This window comes from Pseudomonas syringae pv. tagetis, assembly GCF_022557255.1.
Taxonomy (GTDB): Bacteria; Pseudomonadota; Gammaproteobacteria; order Pseudomonadales; family Pseudomonadaceae; genus Aquipseudomonas; species Aquipseudomonas caricapapayae.
Map to the genome: position 1 here is coordinate 534734 of NZ_CP092923.1, position 14628 is coordinate 549361.

A 14628-nucleotide genomic window follows, 5' to 3' on the forward strand; every position below is an offset into this window, starting at 1 on the left:
GGGCCACTAGTGGTCATACAGAAGCCGGATTCTCAGGCTTCAGGCAGCGATCAGAGCCCCGTGGGAATGGACGGGCCGTCTATGTTACCGCAGCAGGCAGCCGCGAAAACCGCTGTGATACAATTCGGCCTCTTTCTGATACGACGGATTCTCATGACAACCTCCGAATCGTCCTCGACTTCCAGCGTGAAAATCTATTTCCGTCTGTTGTCTTATGTGCGTCCGTATGTGGGCATCTTCCTGCTCAGCATCATTGGTTTCGTGATCTTCGCCTCGACTCAGCCGATGCTTGCCGGCATTCTGAAATACTTCGTCGATGGCCTGACCAATCCCGAAGCCGTGCTGTTCCCCAATGTTCCGTATCTGCGGGAGCTGCAACTGTTGCAGGCAGTGCCGCTGCTGATCGTCCTGATCGCCGCATGGCAGGGGCTTGGTTCCTTCCTGGGTAACTACTTCCTGGCCAAGGTTTCTCTCGGGCTGGTCCACGACCTGCGGGTAGAGCTGTTCAACAAATTGCTGGTTTTGCCCAATCGCTACTTCGATACGACCAATTCCGGCCACCTGATCTCGCGCATCACTTTCAACGTCACGATGGTCACCGGTGCCGCCACCGATGCCATCAAGGTGGTGATCCGCGAAGGTCTGACCGTGGTGTTCCTGTTTGTCTATCTGTTGATGATGAACTGGAAACTGACCCTGGTGATGCTTGCCATCCTGCCGCTGATCGCCGTCATGGTCGGCAGCGCCAGCAAGAAATTCCGCAAGCAGAGCAAGAAGATTCAGGTTGCGATGGGCGACGTCACGCACGTTGCTTCGGAAACCATTCAGGGTTATCGCGTGGTACGCAGCTTCGGCGGCGAGTCGTACGAGCAGAACCGTTTCGCTCAGGCCAGTGACAGCAACACGCGCAAGCAACTGCGCATGACCAAGACCGGCGCAATCTATACGCCGATGCTGCAACTGGTGATCTACAGCGCCATGGCTGTGCTGATGTTTCTGGTGCTGTTCCTGCGCGGCGACGCGACGGCGGGCGATCTGGTGGCCTACATCACTGCCGCCGGTCTGTTGCCCAAGCCGATTCGTCAGCTGTCGGAAGTCAGTTCGACAATCCAGAAGGGCGTTGCCGGTGCCGAAAGCATCTTCGAGCAACTGGACGTCGAGGAAGAGGTCGACACCGGTACGATCGAGCGTGATCGCGTAAGCGGCCATCTTGAGGTAAAGAACCTCAGCTTCTTCTACCCGCAGACCGAGCGTCAGGTGCTGAACGACATCAGCTTCAGCGCAGCGCCCGGGCAGATGATTGCGCTGGTTGGGCGCTCCGGCAGCGGCAAGTCGACCCTGGCCAACCTGATTCCGCGTTTCTACGGGCATGAGCTGGGCAACATCCTGCTCGACGGCGTTGAAATCAACGACTACCGATTGCGCAATCTGCGCAGGCACATCGCTCAGGTCAATCAGAACGTCACGCTGTTCAACGACACGATCGCCAACAATATTGCCTATGGCGACCTGGCGGGCGCACCGCGTGCCGACATCGAAGCCGCCGCCGCCGATGCCTACGCCAAAGAGTTCATCGACCAGTTGCCGCAGGGGTTCGATACTCAGGTGGGCGAAAATGGCGTATTGCTGTCCGGTGGTCAGCGCCAGCGTCTGGCGATTGCTCGCGCACTGCTCAAGAACGCACCGCTGCTGATTCTCGACGAAGCCACGTCGGCGCTGGACACCGAGTCTGAACGCCATATCCAGGCGGCGCTGGATCACGTCATGAAGGGTCGCACTACGCTGGTCATTGCCCACCGCCTGTCGACCATCGAAAAGGCCGATCTGATTCTGGTCATGGACGCCGGACAGATCGTCGAGCGTGGCACGCACGCAGAGCTGCTGGCGCAGAACGGCTACTACTCGCGCCTGCACGCCATGGGACTGGACGAGCCGGCCCCGGTCGGCGCCGTCTGACCTCGCTTTTCACCGGTGGGCCCCTGCGGGTCCGCCTGCCTTTCGGCGGCGTGATTCGGCAGCCTGTCGGGTAGAACCCCCTGTGCTAAGATTCCGCCCCTGTCCATTTTTTTAGTACGGGTTGTTCCATGAAGCTATCCATGCCGCGCTTTGATCAGGCCACTGTCCTGGTGGTGGGTGATGTCATGCTGGACAGATACTGGCATGGTGGTACCTCGCGTATTTCCCCTGAAGCGCCAGTGCCTGTGGTCAAGGTCGATCAGATCGAGGATCGTCCCGGTGGCGCAGCCAACGTTGCCTTGAACATCGCAGCCTTGGGTGCCCCCGCATCGCTGGTAGGCGTGACAGGCGACGATGAGGCAGCAGAAAGCCTGTCCAACAGCCTGAAGGCTGCCGGGGTAATGGCCCGCTTTCAGCGCATCGCCGACCAGCCGACCATCGTCAAGTTGCGTGTCATGAGTCGCCACCAGCAATTGCTGCGTATCGACTTCGAAGAACCGTTCAAGACCGACCCGCTGGCGTTGAGCGCAGAGGTCTATAGCCTGCTCGATGGCATCAAGGTGCTGGTCCTGTCCGATTACGGCAAAGGCGCGCTGAAGAACCATCAGGCACTGATTCAGGCGGCTCGCAAGCGCGGTATCCCGGTACTTGCCGACCCCAAGGGCAAGGACTTCGCGATTTATCGCGGTGCCAGCCTTATTACGCCGAACCTCAGTGAATTCGAAGCCATCGTCGGGCATTGTGAAGACGAAGCGCATTTGGTCACCAAAGGTGCAGAATTGATGCAGGAGCTGGACCTGGGCGCTTTGCTGGTGACCCGTGGTGAGCATGGCATGACTCTGCTGCGTCCTGATCAGCAGGCACTGCATCTGCCCGCTCGTGCTCGCGAAGTATTCGATGTGACCGGTGCAGGCGACACGGTCATTTCCACCCTGGCAGCAGCGATTGCTGCCGGCGAAAAACTGCCGCACGCAGTGGCCTTGGCCAACCTGGCAGCCGGCATCGTGGTCGGCAAGCTGGGCACGGCGGCCATCAGCGCGCCGGAACTGCGCCGGGCCATTCAGCGCGAAGAAGGCTCCGAGCGCGGTGTGCTGGGTCTTGAGCAGTTGATGCTGGCGGTCGACGATGCGCGTGCGCACAAGGAAAAGATCGTTTTCACCAACGGCTGTTTCGACATCCTTCATGCCGGTCATGTGACCTACCTGGAGCAGGCGCGCGCACTGGGGGATCGTTTGATCGTTGCGGTCAACGATGACGCCTCGGTCAGCCGTCTGAAGGGGCCGGGGCGGCCTATCAACAGCGTAGACCGACGTATGGCGGTTCTGGCGGGTCTGGGCGCAGTGGATTGGGTCATCAGCTTCCCTGAAGGCACCCCCGAAAACCTGCTGACCCACGTCAAGCCTGATGTGCTGGTCAAGGGCGGCGATTACGGCGTCGACCAGGTGGTCGGTGCCGATATTGTCCAGGCGTATGATGGCGAGGTACGTGTGTTGGGACTGGTGGAAAACAGCTCGACCACAGCCATTGTCGAGAAGATCCGAGCGCAGTAATGCCTGGGCGGGCCGCAAGCCTCAAGCTCGCTTGCGGCTTGCGGCTTGCGGCTCAAAGCTTATGGCTAATCGCCTGCAGCAACTGCCGAGCCTTGCCGGTCAGACGTTTCAGCCCTGATTTCTTCGGTGGCGGGGCCATGCCCTGCTGATGTAGCCAGTCTTTCCAGCGAATCCGCTCCTCCCGCACGACCCAGCCATCCTGCGCGGCAAAACTTTCGGCCAGATAGAGCCCTCGGGTGCCGGCCGGGATGAGCTTGTCGCGTTTGAGTGTGTAAAGCTCCGGCAGCGGCGAGCCGTTGTCCAGCGGCATCAGGTACAGATCGGGCTTGCTGCGGTTGAGGCGGGCGACCAGTTGATCGTTTTCCAATGCTTCGTCGACATGGAAGAGGCTGACCGGGCGTGCTTCCTTGGGGATTTCCAGACGCATGTCGTAAATCAGCTGCAACGACGCAGTGGGTAAGTGCACATAGGCCCTTGGGCGCTCCAGCAGTGTCAGGCTGCCGGTTCGTACTGGCCTGGCTGCGCCGGACAGCGGGCTCAGGCGAAAGGGCATGGCCTCGCGATAATGCAGCGCGGCGGCATAGGGTGCAGGCAGCCAGGTCTCCTTGAACAAGCCGCTCAGCCAGCCCTGAGGCGTTTCGATCAGGCACTCTTCGGCCACTTCCTGAATAGCGGTGTGCAGCGGCAGCGTCAGTTCGTGGGCCGGCACATAACCCGAGATAAGCTTGAGCACGACGTCGCCGCGGTCCTGACGACGCTGGCGGACCAGTACCCAGTAATCGCGATTCTGCCAGCTGACGGTGAGTCTGACGGACACCCCGAGATTGGCCAGTTCGGTGGAAAAGCGTTCAGTGTCCGGTACGTCGATCTTGCGCCGCCGCTGCAAGGTCTGCGCGAAGTTCATCGGCATGCCCACGCTCTGGTAGCTCAGGCTTTCCGGAGTGGCCTCGACGAACAGCGGCAGAGTCTTGAAGTTGCTGGGGTTCTTGCGGATCAGTGTTCGCGGCATAACGGCTCCTTCTTGCGTTGGGGTCGGCCGCCTCAATCGGGCTGACGGCAAATCACGGCAGCGGCAGTTGCAACGTTGTGTGCCAGGTGCAACGGGTTGATGGTGCCGACAATAGCACTGGCAACCGCCGGATGTTCAAACAGTAGCTGGAAACTGGCTTGCACCGGGTCCATGCCCGGCGTCAGGCATACATGACCACTGGCCAGCGCCTTTTTCACCAGGATGCCTTTGCCGTGGGCCGCCGCATAATCCAGCACCGGTTTCTCACCTTGCTCGTTGAGGTTGTAGGTCACCATCGCGCAGTCTCCGTCGCGCAATGCCAGCAGGCCGCCCTCGACCGTCTTGCCGGAAAATCCGAAGCCTCGGATCTTGCCTTCGCACTTGAGGTCGGCGAGCGTCCGATACACGTCGGCCTCATTGAGAATCGCCAGATCGTTGCCGTCCGAATGCACCAGAACCAGATCGAGAAAGTCAGTTTCAAGACGTTTCAAGCTGCGTTCTACCGATGTACGTGTGTGCTCGGCACTGAAGTCATGGCTCGACTGGCCATCACGGAATTCTTCCCCCACCTTGCTGACAATCACCCAGTCCTGACGCTGGCCGCGCAGCAACGGGCCAAGGCGTTCTTCGCTGGTGCCGTAGGCGGGGGCAGTGTCGATGAGGTTGATGCCCATGTCGCGGGCCATCCTGAGCAGCATCTGCGCCTGCTGGTCATCGGGAATCTTGAAGCCGCTGGGGTATTTGACGCCTTGGTCGCGCCCCAGTTTGACAGTGCCCAGGCCCAGCGGCGATACGCTCAGGCCACTGCTGCCAAGCGGGCGATGCAGGTCGTGCAGGGTTTTCAGGCTCATGGCAGCAGTTCATCCCAGACAGGTAGGGCCATCGGCGGCCTTGGCACATCGCTCAGCGGTGATTGCGGCGTCGGGTGGATGCCGTCTCTGGACAACTGCGACAGTACCCGGTCCGCGAAGTCCGGGGCCAGCGCCAGCTTGGTCGGCCAGCCGACCATCAGGCGGCGCTGACTGTCGAGGAAGGCGTTGTCTGGCCGTACAAGGCCCGACTGGGCAGGTTCGGCGCGGTCCACGCGCAGGGTCGCCCATCGCGCCTGACTCAGGTCGACCCATGGCAGCAGGGCTTCAAGTTCCTTGCGGGCAACGGTAATCTGCGCATCCGGTTCGCGCGCCACGCCCTCGGCCTCGGCAAGATCGCCGCCCAGGTACCATACCCACTGACCGTCGGCCGCAGGATGAGTGGTCACCGTGATGCGTGGTTTGGGACCGCCACCCAGACAATGGGCAAACAGCGGTTTCAACGTCGGCCCCTTGACCAGCACCATGTGCAAGGGGCGGCGCTGCATCTGCGGTTGCGACACGCCAAGTGCGCTCAGCAAATCGGCATTGCCGCCACCGGCACTGAGCACGATACGCTGCGCATGAATATCGCGCCCGTCGACACGCAGACCGACCAGTTCATCGTTCTCCTGGAGCGGCTCGATCTTCTGCCCGGCCAGCAGGCTGTCACCGGCCAGCTCGGCAAGTCGCCCGATCAGGCTCGGCACATCGACCACCAGTTCGGCGAGTCGATAGACCTTGCCCTTGAATTTAGGGTTTTGCAGTGCGGGCGGCAGTTGATCGCCCTTGACCTGATCCACGCGCCCGCGCACCGCCTTGCTGGCGAAGAAACTGGTCAGGTTGCCGGCGATAGTGCCCGGCGACCACAGATAATGGGCCTCGGACAGCAGACGCACACCGGACAGGTCCAGCTCACCTTTGCCATCGAGCGCTTCACGCCAGCGCCGCGGCATGTCGGCAATGGCCTCGGAGGCACCGGACAGCGCACCATGCAGCGCGTACTTGGCACCGCCGTGGATGATCCCCTGCGACTTGAGGCTTTGCCCGCCACCCAGGCTGGCGCTTTCTACCAGCACTGTCGAGAACCCTTGACGACGCAACCGGGCATTGAGCCATAGACCGGCGACGCCAGCCCCGACAATCAGCACGTCAGTGGAAATAACCGATGGCATGAGCACCTCAGTGAGCAAAAAGTACGAACATTATAAAGGATCAGGTTTTCAATGCCCGGCGGTTTTCGAGAACAGCTGAATGACCGCCACGCCCGCCACGATCATGCCCATGCCCAACAGCGCAGGCAGGTCGAGTTTCTGGCCGTAGATAAAGAACGCCGCGATGCTGACCATGACGATGCCCATGCCTGACCAGATGGCGTAAGTGATGCCGACCGGGATCGTGCGCATGACCAGAATCAGCATCCAGAACGCAATCGCATAGCCGGTGATCAGCAGTAACAGCGGCAGAGGCGTGCTGAATCCCTTGACGGCCTTCATGGAGGTAGTGGCGATGACTTCCGCGCAGACGGCAATAGCCAGCAGGTAATAAGCGTTCATGGTGCATTCCTTTTCGTCGGGCTGCGCATTCTAGCGACTTGTGATGGCGGGCTGATAAACTCCGCGCCCATGAATAGAACTCTTTACACCGTACTGTTTCATCTCGGCCTGCCGCTGGTTGCCCTGCGCCTGTGGTTGCGTGCGCGCAAGGCTCCGGCGTATCGCCAGCGCATCGGCGAGCGCTTCGCCAGGGGGTTGCCTGCCATGCAGCGTGGCGGTATCTGGGTGCATGCGGTGTCCGTGGGCGAAAGCATCGCGGCTGCGCCGATGATTCGTGCGCTGCTGATGCAATATCCCCGACTGCCGATCACTGTGACTTGCATGACGCCAACAGGTTCGGAACGAATCAGGGCGCTGTTCGCCGACGAGCCGCGCATTCAGCATTGCTACCTGCCGTATGACCTGCCGTGGGCTGCCGGCCGTTTTCTCGATCATGTGCAACCACGGCTGGGCATCATCATGGAAACCGAGTTGTGGCCCAACCATATTCACCAGTGCGCCTTGCGCGCAATCCCCGTGGTGCTCGCCAATGCGCGGCTGTCGGAGCGTTCGGCGCGTGGCTATGCCCGTTTTGCCAGGCTGACCCGGCCGATGCTGGCGGAAATGGCGTGGTTTGCGGTACAGACCGAAGCTGAGGCACAGCGCTTCCGTGATCTGGGCGCGCGTCCCGAGTGCGTGTCGGTGACCGGCTCGATCAAGTTCGACCTGAGCATCGATCCGCAACTGCTGGAGCGTGCCGCGCATTTACGGGAGCAATGGCAGACCACGCAACGTCCGGTCTGGATCGCCGCCAGCACCCATGCGGGCGAGGACGAAAGCGTACTGTCGGCGCATCGCACGTTACTGAAGCGCCATCCCGATGCGCTGCTGATTCTGGTGCCGCGTCATCCCGAGCGGTTCGACAGCGTGCATGCGCTGTGTCAGCAACAGGGTTTTACGACGGTCAGGCGTTCATCCATGCAGGCCGTCACGGCGGACGTTTCCGTACTGATGGGCGATACCATGGGCGAGCTGCTGTTTCTCTATGCCCTGGCGGATATCGCTTTCGTGGGCGGCAGCCTGGTGCCCAACGGCGGACACAACTTGCTGGAGCCTGCGGCATTGGCCAAGCCGGTGCTCAGCGGCCCGCACCTGTTCAACTTCCTTGAGATTGCCACGATGCTGCGCAAGGCTGGTGCGCTGCAAGAGGTGAGCGATGCAACATCGCTGGCCACCGCCGTGCAAGGTCTTTTCGACCAGCCGCAGCAGGCGCGCAACATGGCCGATGCAGGGCTTGCGGTGATGAAGGCTAATCAGGGCGCGCTGCAACGCCTGCTCGACGGGATCGGACGGTTGATGGGCCGTCGCTGAGTCGGGGAGGACGCAGAGCGTCCAGAACGGCATAGCGACGCAGAGCGTCGGCACGATAGTGGTTTTTCAGACACCTGGCTTTTTTCACGCTCGTCCAGACACCTGTCGTTCCTCACGCTCCAGCGTGGGAATGCCCGTGGGAATGCCTTGGGTGACGCTCCCCGTCGCGCTGCATGACTTGAAGTCTGGCGCAGAGCATCCAGAGCCGCCAGCGATCTCAGCGCTTTGCAGGTCGTTCGAAGTTCTTCTGCGCGGCAGTCGCCAGGTCCGGCGGCAGAAAGTCCTTGTCCGGGTTGTAGTCGGCTTTCAGGTAGCGCGACAGGTCCTGCAGATCGCCCGGGTTCAGGGTGCCTGCTGCCTGCTTGAGGCGCAGGTTGTCGATGATGTAGTCGTAACGCGTATTGTTGTAATCACGCACCGAGGCGTACAGCTGGCGCTGCGCATCCAGCACGTCGACGATGTTGCGGGTACCGACCTGATAACCGATTTCGGTGGCTTCCAGCGCGCTCTGGTTGGAGATGATCGACTGCTTGCGGGCCTGGACCTGCTCCACATCGGTATTCACCGCGCGATGCAGGTTGCGGGTGTTTTCCACCACCTGACGGCGCAGGTTTTCACGGCGTTGTTCGCTCTGGCTCAGGCGCGCATAGGCCTCGCGTACCTGTGAGCTGGTCAGGCCACCGCTGTAGATCGGGATGTTCAGCTGGACGCCAATGCTGCGCTGCTCGACATCGCCGCCATAATTGCGGCCGGTGTAGTTGGGGTTGCTGAAACCCAATGCATCGTTGTCGCCGCGCTGATAAGTCGCCACGGCGTCGAGTGTCGGAGCATGCCCGGCCTTGCGTTGACGCAGGGTTTCTTCGGCTGCGTTGACGGCATAGTTACTGGCCAGCAGGTTCAGGTTCTGTTGTGCGGCGGTATCGACCCAGGCTTTGGCATCATTGGGTGTCGGCGCAAGCACAGGCAAGGTGTGCACGATGCCTTCGATGGAGTTGTATTCACGATTGGTCAGCGTCACCAGAGCCTGAAACGCATCGTCCACCTGGCGCTTGGCGAGGATCCGGCTGGCCCTTGAGGTGTCGTAGCTGGCCTGAGCCTGCAGCACATCGGTCTTGTCCGAGAGGCCCACATCAAAGCGCTCGTTGGCCTGATCGAGCTGGCGTTTGAACGCTGCTTCCTCGGCCTTGGTCGAGGCCAGATTGTCTTGCGCGCGCAGTACGCTGAAATAGCTCTGTGCCGATTGCAGGATCAGGTTCTGTTCGGTTGCCGACAGCTCCAGTGCCGCCTGTTCGTTGCTCGCTTCGGCGGCCTGCAACTGGAACCAGCGGTCGGCGCGAAAGATCGGCTGGCTCAGGGTAGCCTGATAAACATTGCCGCTGCGTGTGGCCACGGCTCTGGGCTGGTCAATGCTGGTGCGGGTATTGTTGCTCTGCGCGCTGCCCGAGATGTTCGGCAGCAAACCGGCCCGGGCCTGGGGTACGGCTTCCTTGCGGGCATCGTAATCGGCGCGGGATGCCGCGAGATCAGCGTTGTTGTCCACCGCCTGCTGGTACACGCTCAACAGACCCGTCTGGGTCGGCAGTGGCATATCGGCTGCCCATGTCAGTCCGCTGGACGCAAACGAAACGGCCACAACCAACGAAAGTTTGCGCAGCATGAGGCATTCCCTGTTCATGAAGAAAGTAGTCGCAGTACAAGTAGCTACCGGGCTAGCGAGTTTAGAGCCAGACGCTTTCAGCAACAATCGGTGATTTGCGCCATTTATCGAGCCCTGTGCAAATAGGCTGGCGTTGCGACCGCGCCCCGGCATAGACTGATCGCGTTCTTGTCGGGGTGCCTTGCTATGAGGCTGAGATCGGTTAAACCGGATCCCGTTGAACCTGATCAGGTTAGCGCCTGCGTAGGGAACAAGATTTCTCGTCTCCCGGCGAGTCCTCTTGAGTGTCGTCCGGGGTCGATTGTTCAAAAAATGAACAGTTTCGCCCTCTTTCGAGACTCAGCACCAGCACTGGTGCATCCGTCCGTCACGTCAGGTCACTCCGACAATAAATCCGCAACTGGATGTCTGGAGAGCCGTGATGAGTATAAAAGCAAAAAACGCAGCCCATTTGAGCGAGTCGGCACAGGTCGATTCCGGATCGGTACAGCCGTTTACCCGTTCGCAGAAAATCTACGTTCAGGGCTCGCGCCCGGACATCCGCGTGCCGATGCGCGAAATCACTCTGGATGTCACCCCGACTGACTTTGGCGGCGAAATCAATGCGCCGGTCACGGTCTATGACACGTCCGGCCCGTACACCGACCCCAATGTGATCATCGACGTGCGCAAAGGCCTGGCCGATGTCCGCTCGCCATGGATCGACTCGCGCAACGACACCGAGCGCCTGCCCGGCCTGAGTTCCAGTTTCGGCCAGCAACGCCTGAGCGATGCCGAACTGACTGCGCTGCGTTTTGCTCATGTGCGCAACCCGCGCCGCGCCAGGGCCGGGGCCAATGTCAGCCAGATGCACTATGCGCGTCAGGGCATCATCACCGCCGAGATGGAGTACGTCGCCATCCGCGAAAACATGAAGCTTCAGGAAGCGCGTGCCGCCGGCCTGCTGACCCAGCAACATACCGGGCACAGCTTCGGTGCGAGCATCCCGAAGGAAATCACCGCCGAGTTCGTGCGCGAGGAAATCGCCCGTGGCCGAGCCATCATCCCGGCCAACATCAACCATGTCGAACTTGAGCCGATGATCATTGGCCGCAACTTCCTGGTGAAAATCAACGGCAACATCGGCAACAGCGCACTGGGTTCTTCCATCGAAGAGGAAGTCGCCAAGCTGACCTGGGGTATCCGCTGGGGTTCGGACACGGTCATGGACTTGTCCACCGGCAAGCACATTCACGAAACCCGTGAATGGATCATTCGCAATTCGCCGGTGCCGATCGGTACGGTGCCGATCTATCAGGCGCTGGAAAAGGTCGGTGGTGCAGCCGAAGACCTGACCTGGGAGCTGTTCCGTGACACGCTGATCGAGCAGGCCGAGCAGGGCGTCGATTACTTCACCATCCACGCCGGTGTGTTGCTGCGTTACGTGCCGCTGACCGCCAAGCGTGTCACCGGCATCGTCAGCCGTGGCGGTTCGATCATGGCCAAATGGTGCCTGGCGCACCACAAGGAAAACTTCCTTTACACCCATTTCGAAGACATCTGCGAAATCATGAAGGCCTACGACGTCAGCTTCTCGCTGGGCGATGGCTTGCGTCCGGGCTCGATTGCCGACGCCAACGATGCGGCGCAGTTCGGTGAGCTGGAAACGCTTGGTGAACTGACCAAAATCGCCTGGAAGCATGATGTGCAGACCATGATCGAAGGCCCCGGCCATGTGCCGATGCAATTGATCAAGGAGAACATGGACAAGCAGCTGGAATGCTGCGACGAAGCGCCGTTCTACACCCTGGGTCCGCTGACCACTGACATCGCGCCGGGTTACGACCACATCACCTCGGGCATCGGCGCGGCCATGATCGGCTGGTTCGGCTGCGCCATGCTGTGTTACGTCACGCCTAAAGAACACCTGGGGCTGCCGAACAAGGATGACGTGAAGACCGGGATCATCACCTACAAGATTGCCGCCCACGCGGCGGACCTTGCCAAGGGCCATCCGGGCGCGCAGATCCGCGACAACGCCCTGAGCAAGGCGCGTTTCGAGTTTCGCTGGGAAGACCAGTTCAACCTTGGCCTGGATCCGGATACCGCCCGTTCGTATCACGACGAAACCCTGCCCAAGGATTCGGCCAAGGTCGCGCACTTCTGTTCCATGTGCGGGCCGAAATTCTGCTCGATGAAAATTACCCAGGAAGTACGTGAGTACGCGGCCAATCAACGGATCGAGGCGGTAGACGTTGACGTCGCCAAAGGCCTGGCCGAACAGGCCGAGCGCTTCAAGCAGGAAGGCAGCCAGTTGTACAAGAAGGTGTAGAGAGCAGTAGCCCGTCGTTATACACCGTTCCGCTTTTGATCCTGGCCGAAGGCCGTGGCAGCGAACCGGGCGACGGTTCGCTCCTGCGCGCTGCGGGCAGAGGCCCGCTTCGCGTCCGGTTCAGATGGGGCAGTGCGACTGCACTCGGTTTCTAATTTTTTTACACGAGACATCCCTGTGAACACACCCGGCACCTATTCTCCCGACATTCCTGTGCCCGCCAGTCAGCGGGTATTCGGTGGGCGGGACCTGTTTTCCCTGTGGTTTTCCCTTGGTATCGGCCTGATGGTATTGCAGACCGGGGCCTTGCTGGCGCCGGGCCTGGGGATGTCCGGCTCGATGCTGGCAATTTTTCTGGGCACGTTGGTGGGTGTTTTGCTGCTCGCCAGTGTCGGCGTGATCGGCAGCGACACCGGCTTATCATCCATGGCCGCGCTCAAGCTCAGTCTGGGCAGCAAGGGCGCGTCGCTGCCTGCCGTATTGAACTTGCTGCAACTTATCGGTTGGGGCTCGTTCGAGATTATCGTCATGCGTGATGCTGCCAGCCTGCTGGGGGCCATGGCGTTTGCAGAGGGCAGTCTGTGGGCACATCCGCTGCTGTGGACCCTGTTTTTCGGTGCGCTGGCCACGCTGCTGGCGGTCAGCGGGCCCTTGACCTTCGTGCGCCGGTTCTTGCGCAAATGGGGCATCTGGATACTGCTGGCCGCTTGTTCATGGCTAACCTGGAACCTGCTGGCCAAGGCTGATCTGCCAGCGCTGTGGGCAACATCCGGTGACGGTTCGCTGCCGTTCGCCTCAGGGTTCGACATTGCCATCGCCATGCCTCTGTCCTGGCTGCCGTTGATTGCCGATTACTCGCGTTTCGGCCAGCGCGCAAAACGGGTGTTCGGCGGCACTGCGGCAGGCTTTTTCATCGGTAACTTCTGGCTGATGAGCCTCGGCGTCGCCTATACGCTGGCGTTCGCCCCGAGCGGCGAGGTCAACGCCTTGCTGCTGGCATTGGCTGGTGCAGGTCTGGGTATCCCGCTGCTGCTGATCCTGCTGGACGAGACGGAAAACGCGTTCGCCGATATTCACTCGGCCGCTGTATCCAGCGCGTTACTGTCACGTATCAAGGTCGAGCATCTGGCACTGATCATCGGCGTGATTTGCACCCTGATCGCCTGTCTGGCACCGTTGGCGCAATACCAGAACTTCCTGTTGCTGATCGGCTCGGTGTTTGCGCCGCTGTTCGGCGTGGTGCTGGTCGACCATTTCCTTCTGCGTCGCCGCAGTGGCCAGGTCGTAGAGAGCGGATTGCGCTGGATGAGTCTGCTGGCGTGGCTGGGCGGGCTCAGCACCTATCATCTGTTGGCGGGTTTTTATCCGGACATCGGTGCAACACTGCCAGCGCTCATCGTCGCTGGCGTGTTGCAGCTGTTAATCGGCGGTGCAGCAATCAGCCGCGGCCGGGGAACAGCTCCGGCTTGAGGATGCCATTGAGCTGAGGGTAGGGGATCTTCAGCTCGATGTGGCCCATCGAATACGGTGCAATGGTGTCCACCGAATACTTGAGGATCACTGCGCCGTAGGTCAGCGCGATGTGCGGAGTGCGCTTGAACGGCCAGGTCTTCATGAACTCGCTGTCTTCATTCATCTTGGTCGAGACCAGCCAGCCCTGGTGGGCCAGTTGGGCCTTCTGCCAGAACTCGCTCTCCTTGCCCGGAATGATCATGTCGGCGAGAGTCAGGACTTTCTGCTGCTGGCGCGAATAGTTGATGAACGCCCGACCGGGGTTGCCGTGTGCTCCGCCGGTATCCAGATAGCTGGACAGTTCGACCACTACTATACCGTCATGCTGCTCGCGTACCTTGGCCTGCAGATAGCTGCTGTTGCGACCCTGAGCCTGGCTGAGAAACTGCTCCTGATAGGCTTTGATCGACGCAGGTGGCGAAGCGCTGCTGTCGGCAACGGTCAGTTGCAGCAAGGTCTTCTGAACGATGGCGTCCAGTCGCGGCTCATCGGGAAAATGCACGGTATCGATATTCACCAGCGGGCAGTCGGCCGTGGTGCAGCCCGGCTTGATCAGCTCGGAAGCATCGCGCTGGACTTGCAGCGGTGTGCGCATGTTGGGCGTGAAGAGGCTTTGGCAGGCGCCGAGCAACAGGGCCAGGCAAGCCAGTGAAGTGATCCTCAGTAACGACATGTTGATCCTTGGCAGTGTCAGTAAAGGCGGTTGCTTTGTACGTATGCAGGCTGGTTTGACTGTAAACAACGTCTTCGGTTCGATCATGGCAGATTAGAATTGTTTTAAGTCCCGGCCGTCTACCCTGCATGTTCAAGGGGGCTGCATCTGACTGCCGATGCGCGTTAGGATGGCCCGATGTCAAAAACGGCGGCAAGCGAGAAACC

11 protein-coding genes and 1 riboswitch are annotated in these 14628 nt (G+C 60.6%); of the genes, 5 read left to right on the forward strand and 6 right to left on the reverse strand.

All coding sequences use genetic code 11. The features are described 5' to 3' along the window. The first annotated feature begins 153 nt into the window (after window positions 1–153). Together msbA and hldE are read left to right on the forward strand one after the other, a co-directional pair. On the forward strand, window positions 154–1956 hold the full coding sequence (gene msbA / locus MME58_RS02315) for a lipid A export permease/ATP-binding protein MsbA (RefSeq protein WP_054986148.1): 1803 nt from the start codon (window positions 154–156) through the stop codon (window positions 1954–1956). 128 nt (window positions 1957–2084) lie between these two features. Beyond that, window positions 2085–3506: a bifunctional D-glycero-beta-D-manno-heptose-7-phosphate kinase/D-glycero-beta-D-manno-heptose 1-phosphate adenylyltransferase HldE gene (gene hldE, locus MME58_RS02320; protein ID WP_054986119.1), complete on the forward strand. Its 1422-nt coding sequence runs from the start codon at window positions 2085–2087 to the stop codon at window positions 3504–3506. 52 nt (window positions 3507–3558) lie between these two features. Here the strand turns inward: hldE and MME58_RS02325 are convergent, their stop codons facing one another. The 4 genes from MME58_RS02325 to MME58_RS02340 are packed head-to-tail and all read right to left on the reverse strand — an operon-like array spanning window position 3559 to window position 6919. Beyond that, window positions 3559–4515 carry a hypothetical protein gene (locus MME58_RS02325; RefSeq protein WP_055005448.1) on the reverse strand — a complete coding sequence of 319 codons (957 nt, stop codon included), beginning with the start codon at window positions 4513–4515 and terminating at the stop codon, window positions 3559–3561. 32 nt (window positions 4516–4547) lie between these two features. Next, window positions 4548–5366, reverse strand: a complete 819-nt coding sequence (locus tag MME58_RS02330) for an aldo/keto reductase (RefSeq protein ID WP_054986121.1) — start codon at window positions 5364–5366, stop codon at window positions 4548–4550. Then, window positions 5363–6538: an NAD(P)/FAD-dependent oxidoreductase gene (locus tag MME58_RS02335; protein WP_055005449.1), complete on the reverse strand. Its 1176-nt coding sequence runs from the start codon at window positions 6536–6538 to the stop codon at window positions 5363–5365. Before MME58_RS02335 ends, MME58_RS02330 begins: the two co-directional genes overlap by 4 nt. Window positions 6539–6586: 48 nt before the next feature. Beyond that, a complete protein-coding gene (locus MME58_RS02340; protein ID WP_002551789.1) occupies window positions 6587–6919 on the reverse strand; it encodes an SMR family transporter in 333 nt (110 codons plus the stop codon). A gap of 69 nt (window positions 6920–6988) precedes the next feature. Here MME58_RS02340 and waaA point away from each other — a divergent pair, with 69 nt between their 5' ends. Then, the gene (waaA, locus tag MME58_RS02345) at window positions 6989–8269 is read left to right on the forward strand and encodes a lipid IV(A) 3-deoxy-D-manno-octulosonic acid transferase (RefSeq protein ID WP_055005450.1); all 1281 of its coding nucleotides are present in this window, start codon (window positions 6989–6991) and stop codon (window positions 8267–8269) included. 217 nt (window positions 8270–8486) lie between these two features. Here waaA and MME58_RS02350 read toward each other — a convergent pair whose 3' ends face one another. Further along, the gene (locus tag MME58_RS02350; RefSeq protein ID WP_055005451.1) at window positions 8487–9926 is read right to left on the reverse strand and encodes a TolC family outer membrane protein; all 1440 of its coding nucleotides are present in this window, start codon (window positions 9924–9926) and stop codon (window positions 8487–8489) included. A 162-nt stretch (window positions 9927–10088) separates the two neighbouring features. After that, a riboswitch (TPP riboswitch) is annotated at window positions 10089–10193 on the forward strand. 154 nt (window positions 10194–10347) lie between these two features. On the opposite strand from MME58_RS02350, the gene thiC reads away from it, so the two are divergent. Then, a complete protein-coding gene (gene thiC / locus MME58_RS02355; RefSeq protein WP_054986125.1) occupies window positions 10348–12237 on the forward strand; it encodes a phosphomethylpyrimidine synthase ThiC in 1890 nt (629 codons plus the stop codon). A gap of 177 nt (window positions 12238–12414) precedes the next feature. After that, a complete protein-coding gene (gene cytX / locus MME58_RS02360) occupies window positions 12415–13707 on the forward strand; it encodes a putative hydroxymethylpyrimidine transporter CytX (RefSeq protein ID WP_055005452.1) in 1293 nt (430 codons plus the stop codon). Here cytX and MME58_RS02365 read toward each other — a convergent pair. Then, the gene (locus MME58_RS02365; protein WP_004654549.1) at window positions 13676–14422 is read right to left on the reverse strand and encodes an RsiV family protein; all 747 of its coding nucleotides are present in this window, start codon (window positions 14420–14422) and stop codon (window positions 13676–13678) included. The two genes, cytX and MME58_RS02365, sit on opposite strands and share 32 nt — an antisense overlap. Window positions 14423–14628: the final 206 nt, after the last annotated feature.

Coding starts and splice junctions, on each gene's coding strand:
- msbA (WP_054986148.1), top strand. CDS start 154: ATGACAACCTCCGAATCGTCCTCGACTTCCAGCGTGAAAATCTATTTC.
- hldE (WP_054986119.1), top strand. CDS start 2,085: ATGAAGCTATCCATGCCGCGCTTTGATCAGGCCACTGTCCTGGTGGTG.
- MME58_RS02325 (WP_055005448.1), bottom strand. CDS start 4,515: ATGCCGCGAACACTGATCCGCAAGAACCCCAGCAACTTCAAGACTCTG.
- MME58_RS02330 (WP_054986121.1), bottom strand. CDS start 5,366: ATGAGCCTGAAAACCCTGCACGACCTGCATCGCCCGCTTGGCAGCAGT.
- MME58_RS02335 (WP_055005449.1), bottom strand. CDS start 6,538: ATGCCATCGGTTATTTCCACTGACGTGCTGATTGTCGGGGCTGGCGTC.
- MME58_RS02340 (WP_002551789.1), bottom strand. CDS start 6,919: ATGAACGCTTATTACCTGCTGGCTATTGCCGTCTGCGCGGAAGTCATC.
- waaA (WP_055005450.1), top strand. CDS start 6,989: ATGAATAGAACTCTTTACACCGTACTGTTTCATCTCGGCCTGCCGCTG.
- MME58_RS02350 (WP_055005451.1), bottom strand. CDS start 9,926: ATGCTGCGCAAACTTTCGTTGGTTGTGGCCGTTTCGTTTGCGTCCAGC.
- thiC (WP_054986125.1), top strand. CDS start 10,348: ATGAGTATAAAAGCAAAAAACGCAGCCCATTTGAGCGAGTCGGCACAG.
- MME58_RS02365 (WP_004654549.1), bottom strand. CDS start 14,422: ATGTCGTTACTGAGGATCACTTCACTGGCTTGCCTGGCCCTGTTGCTC.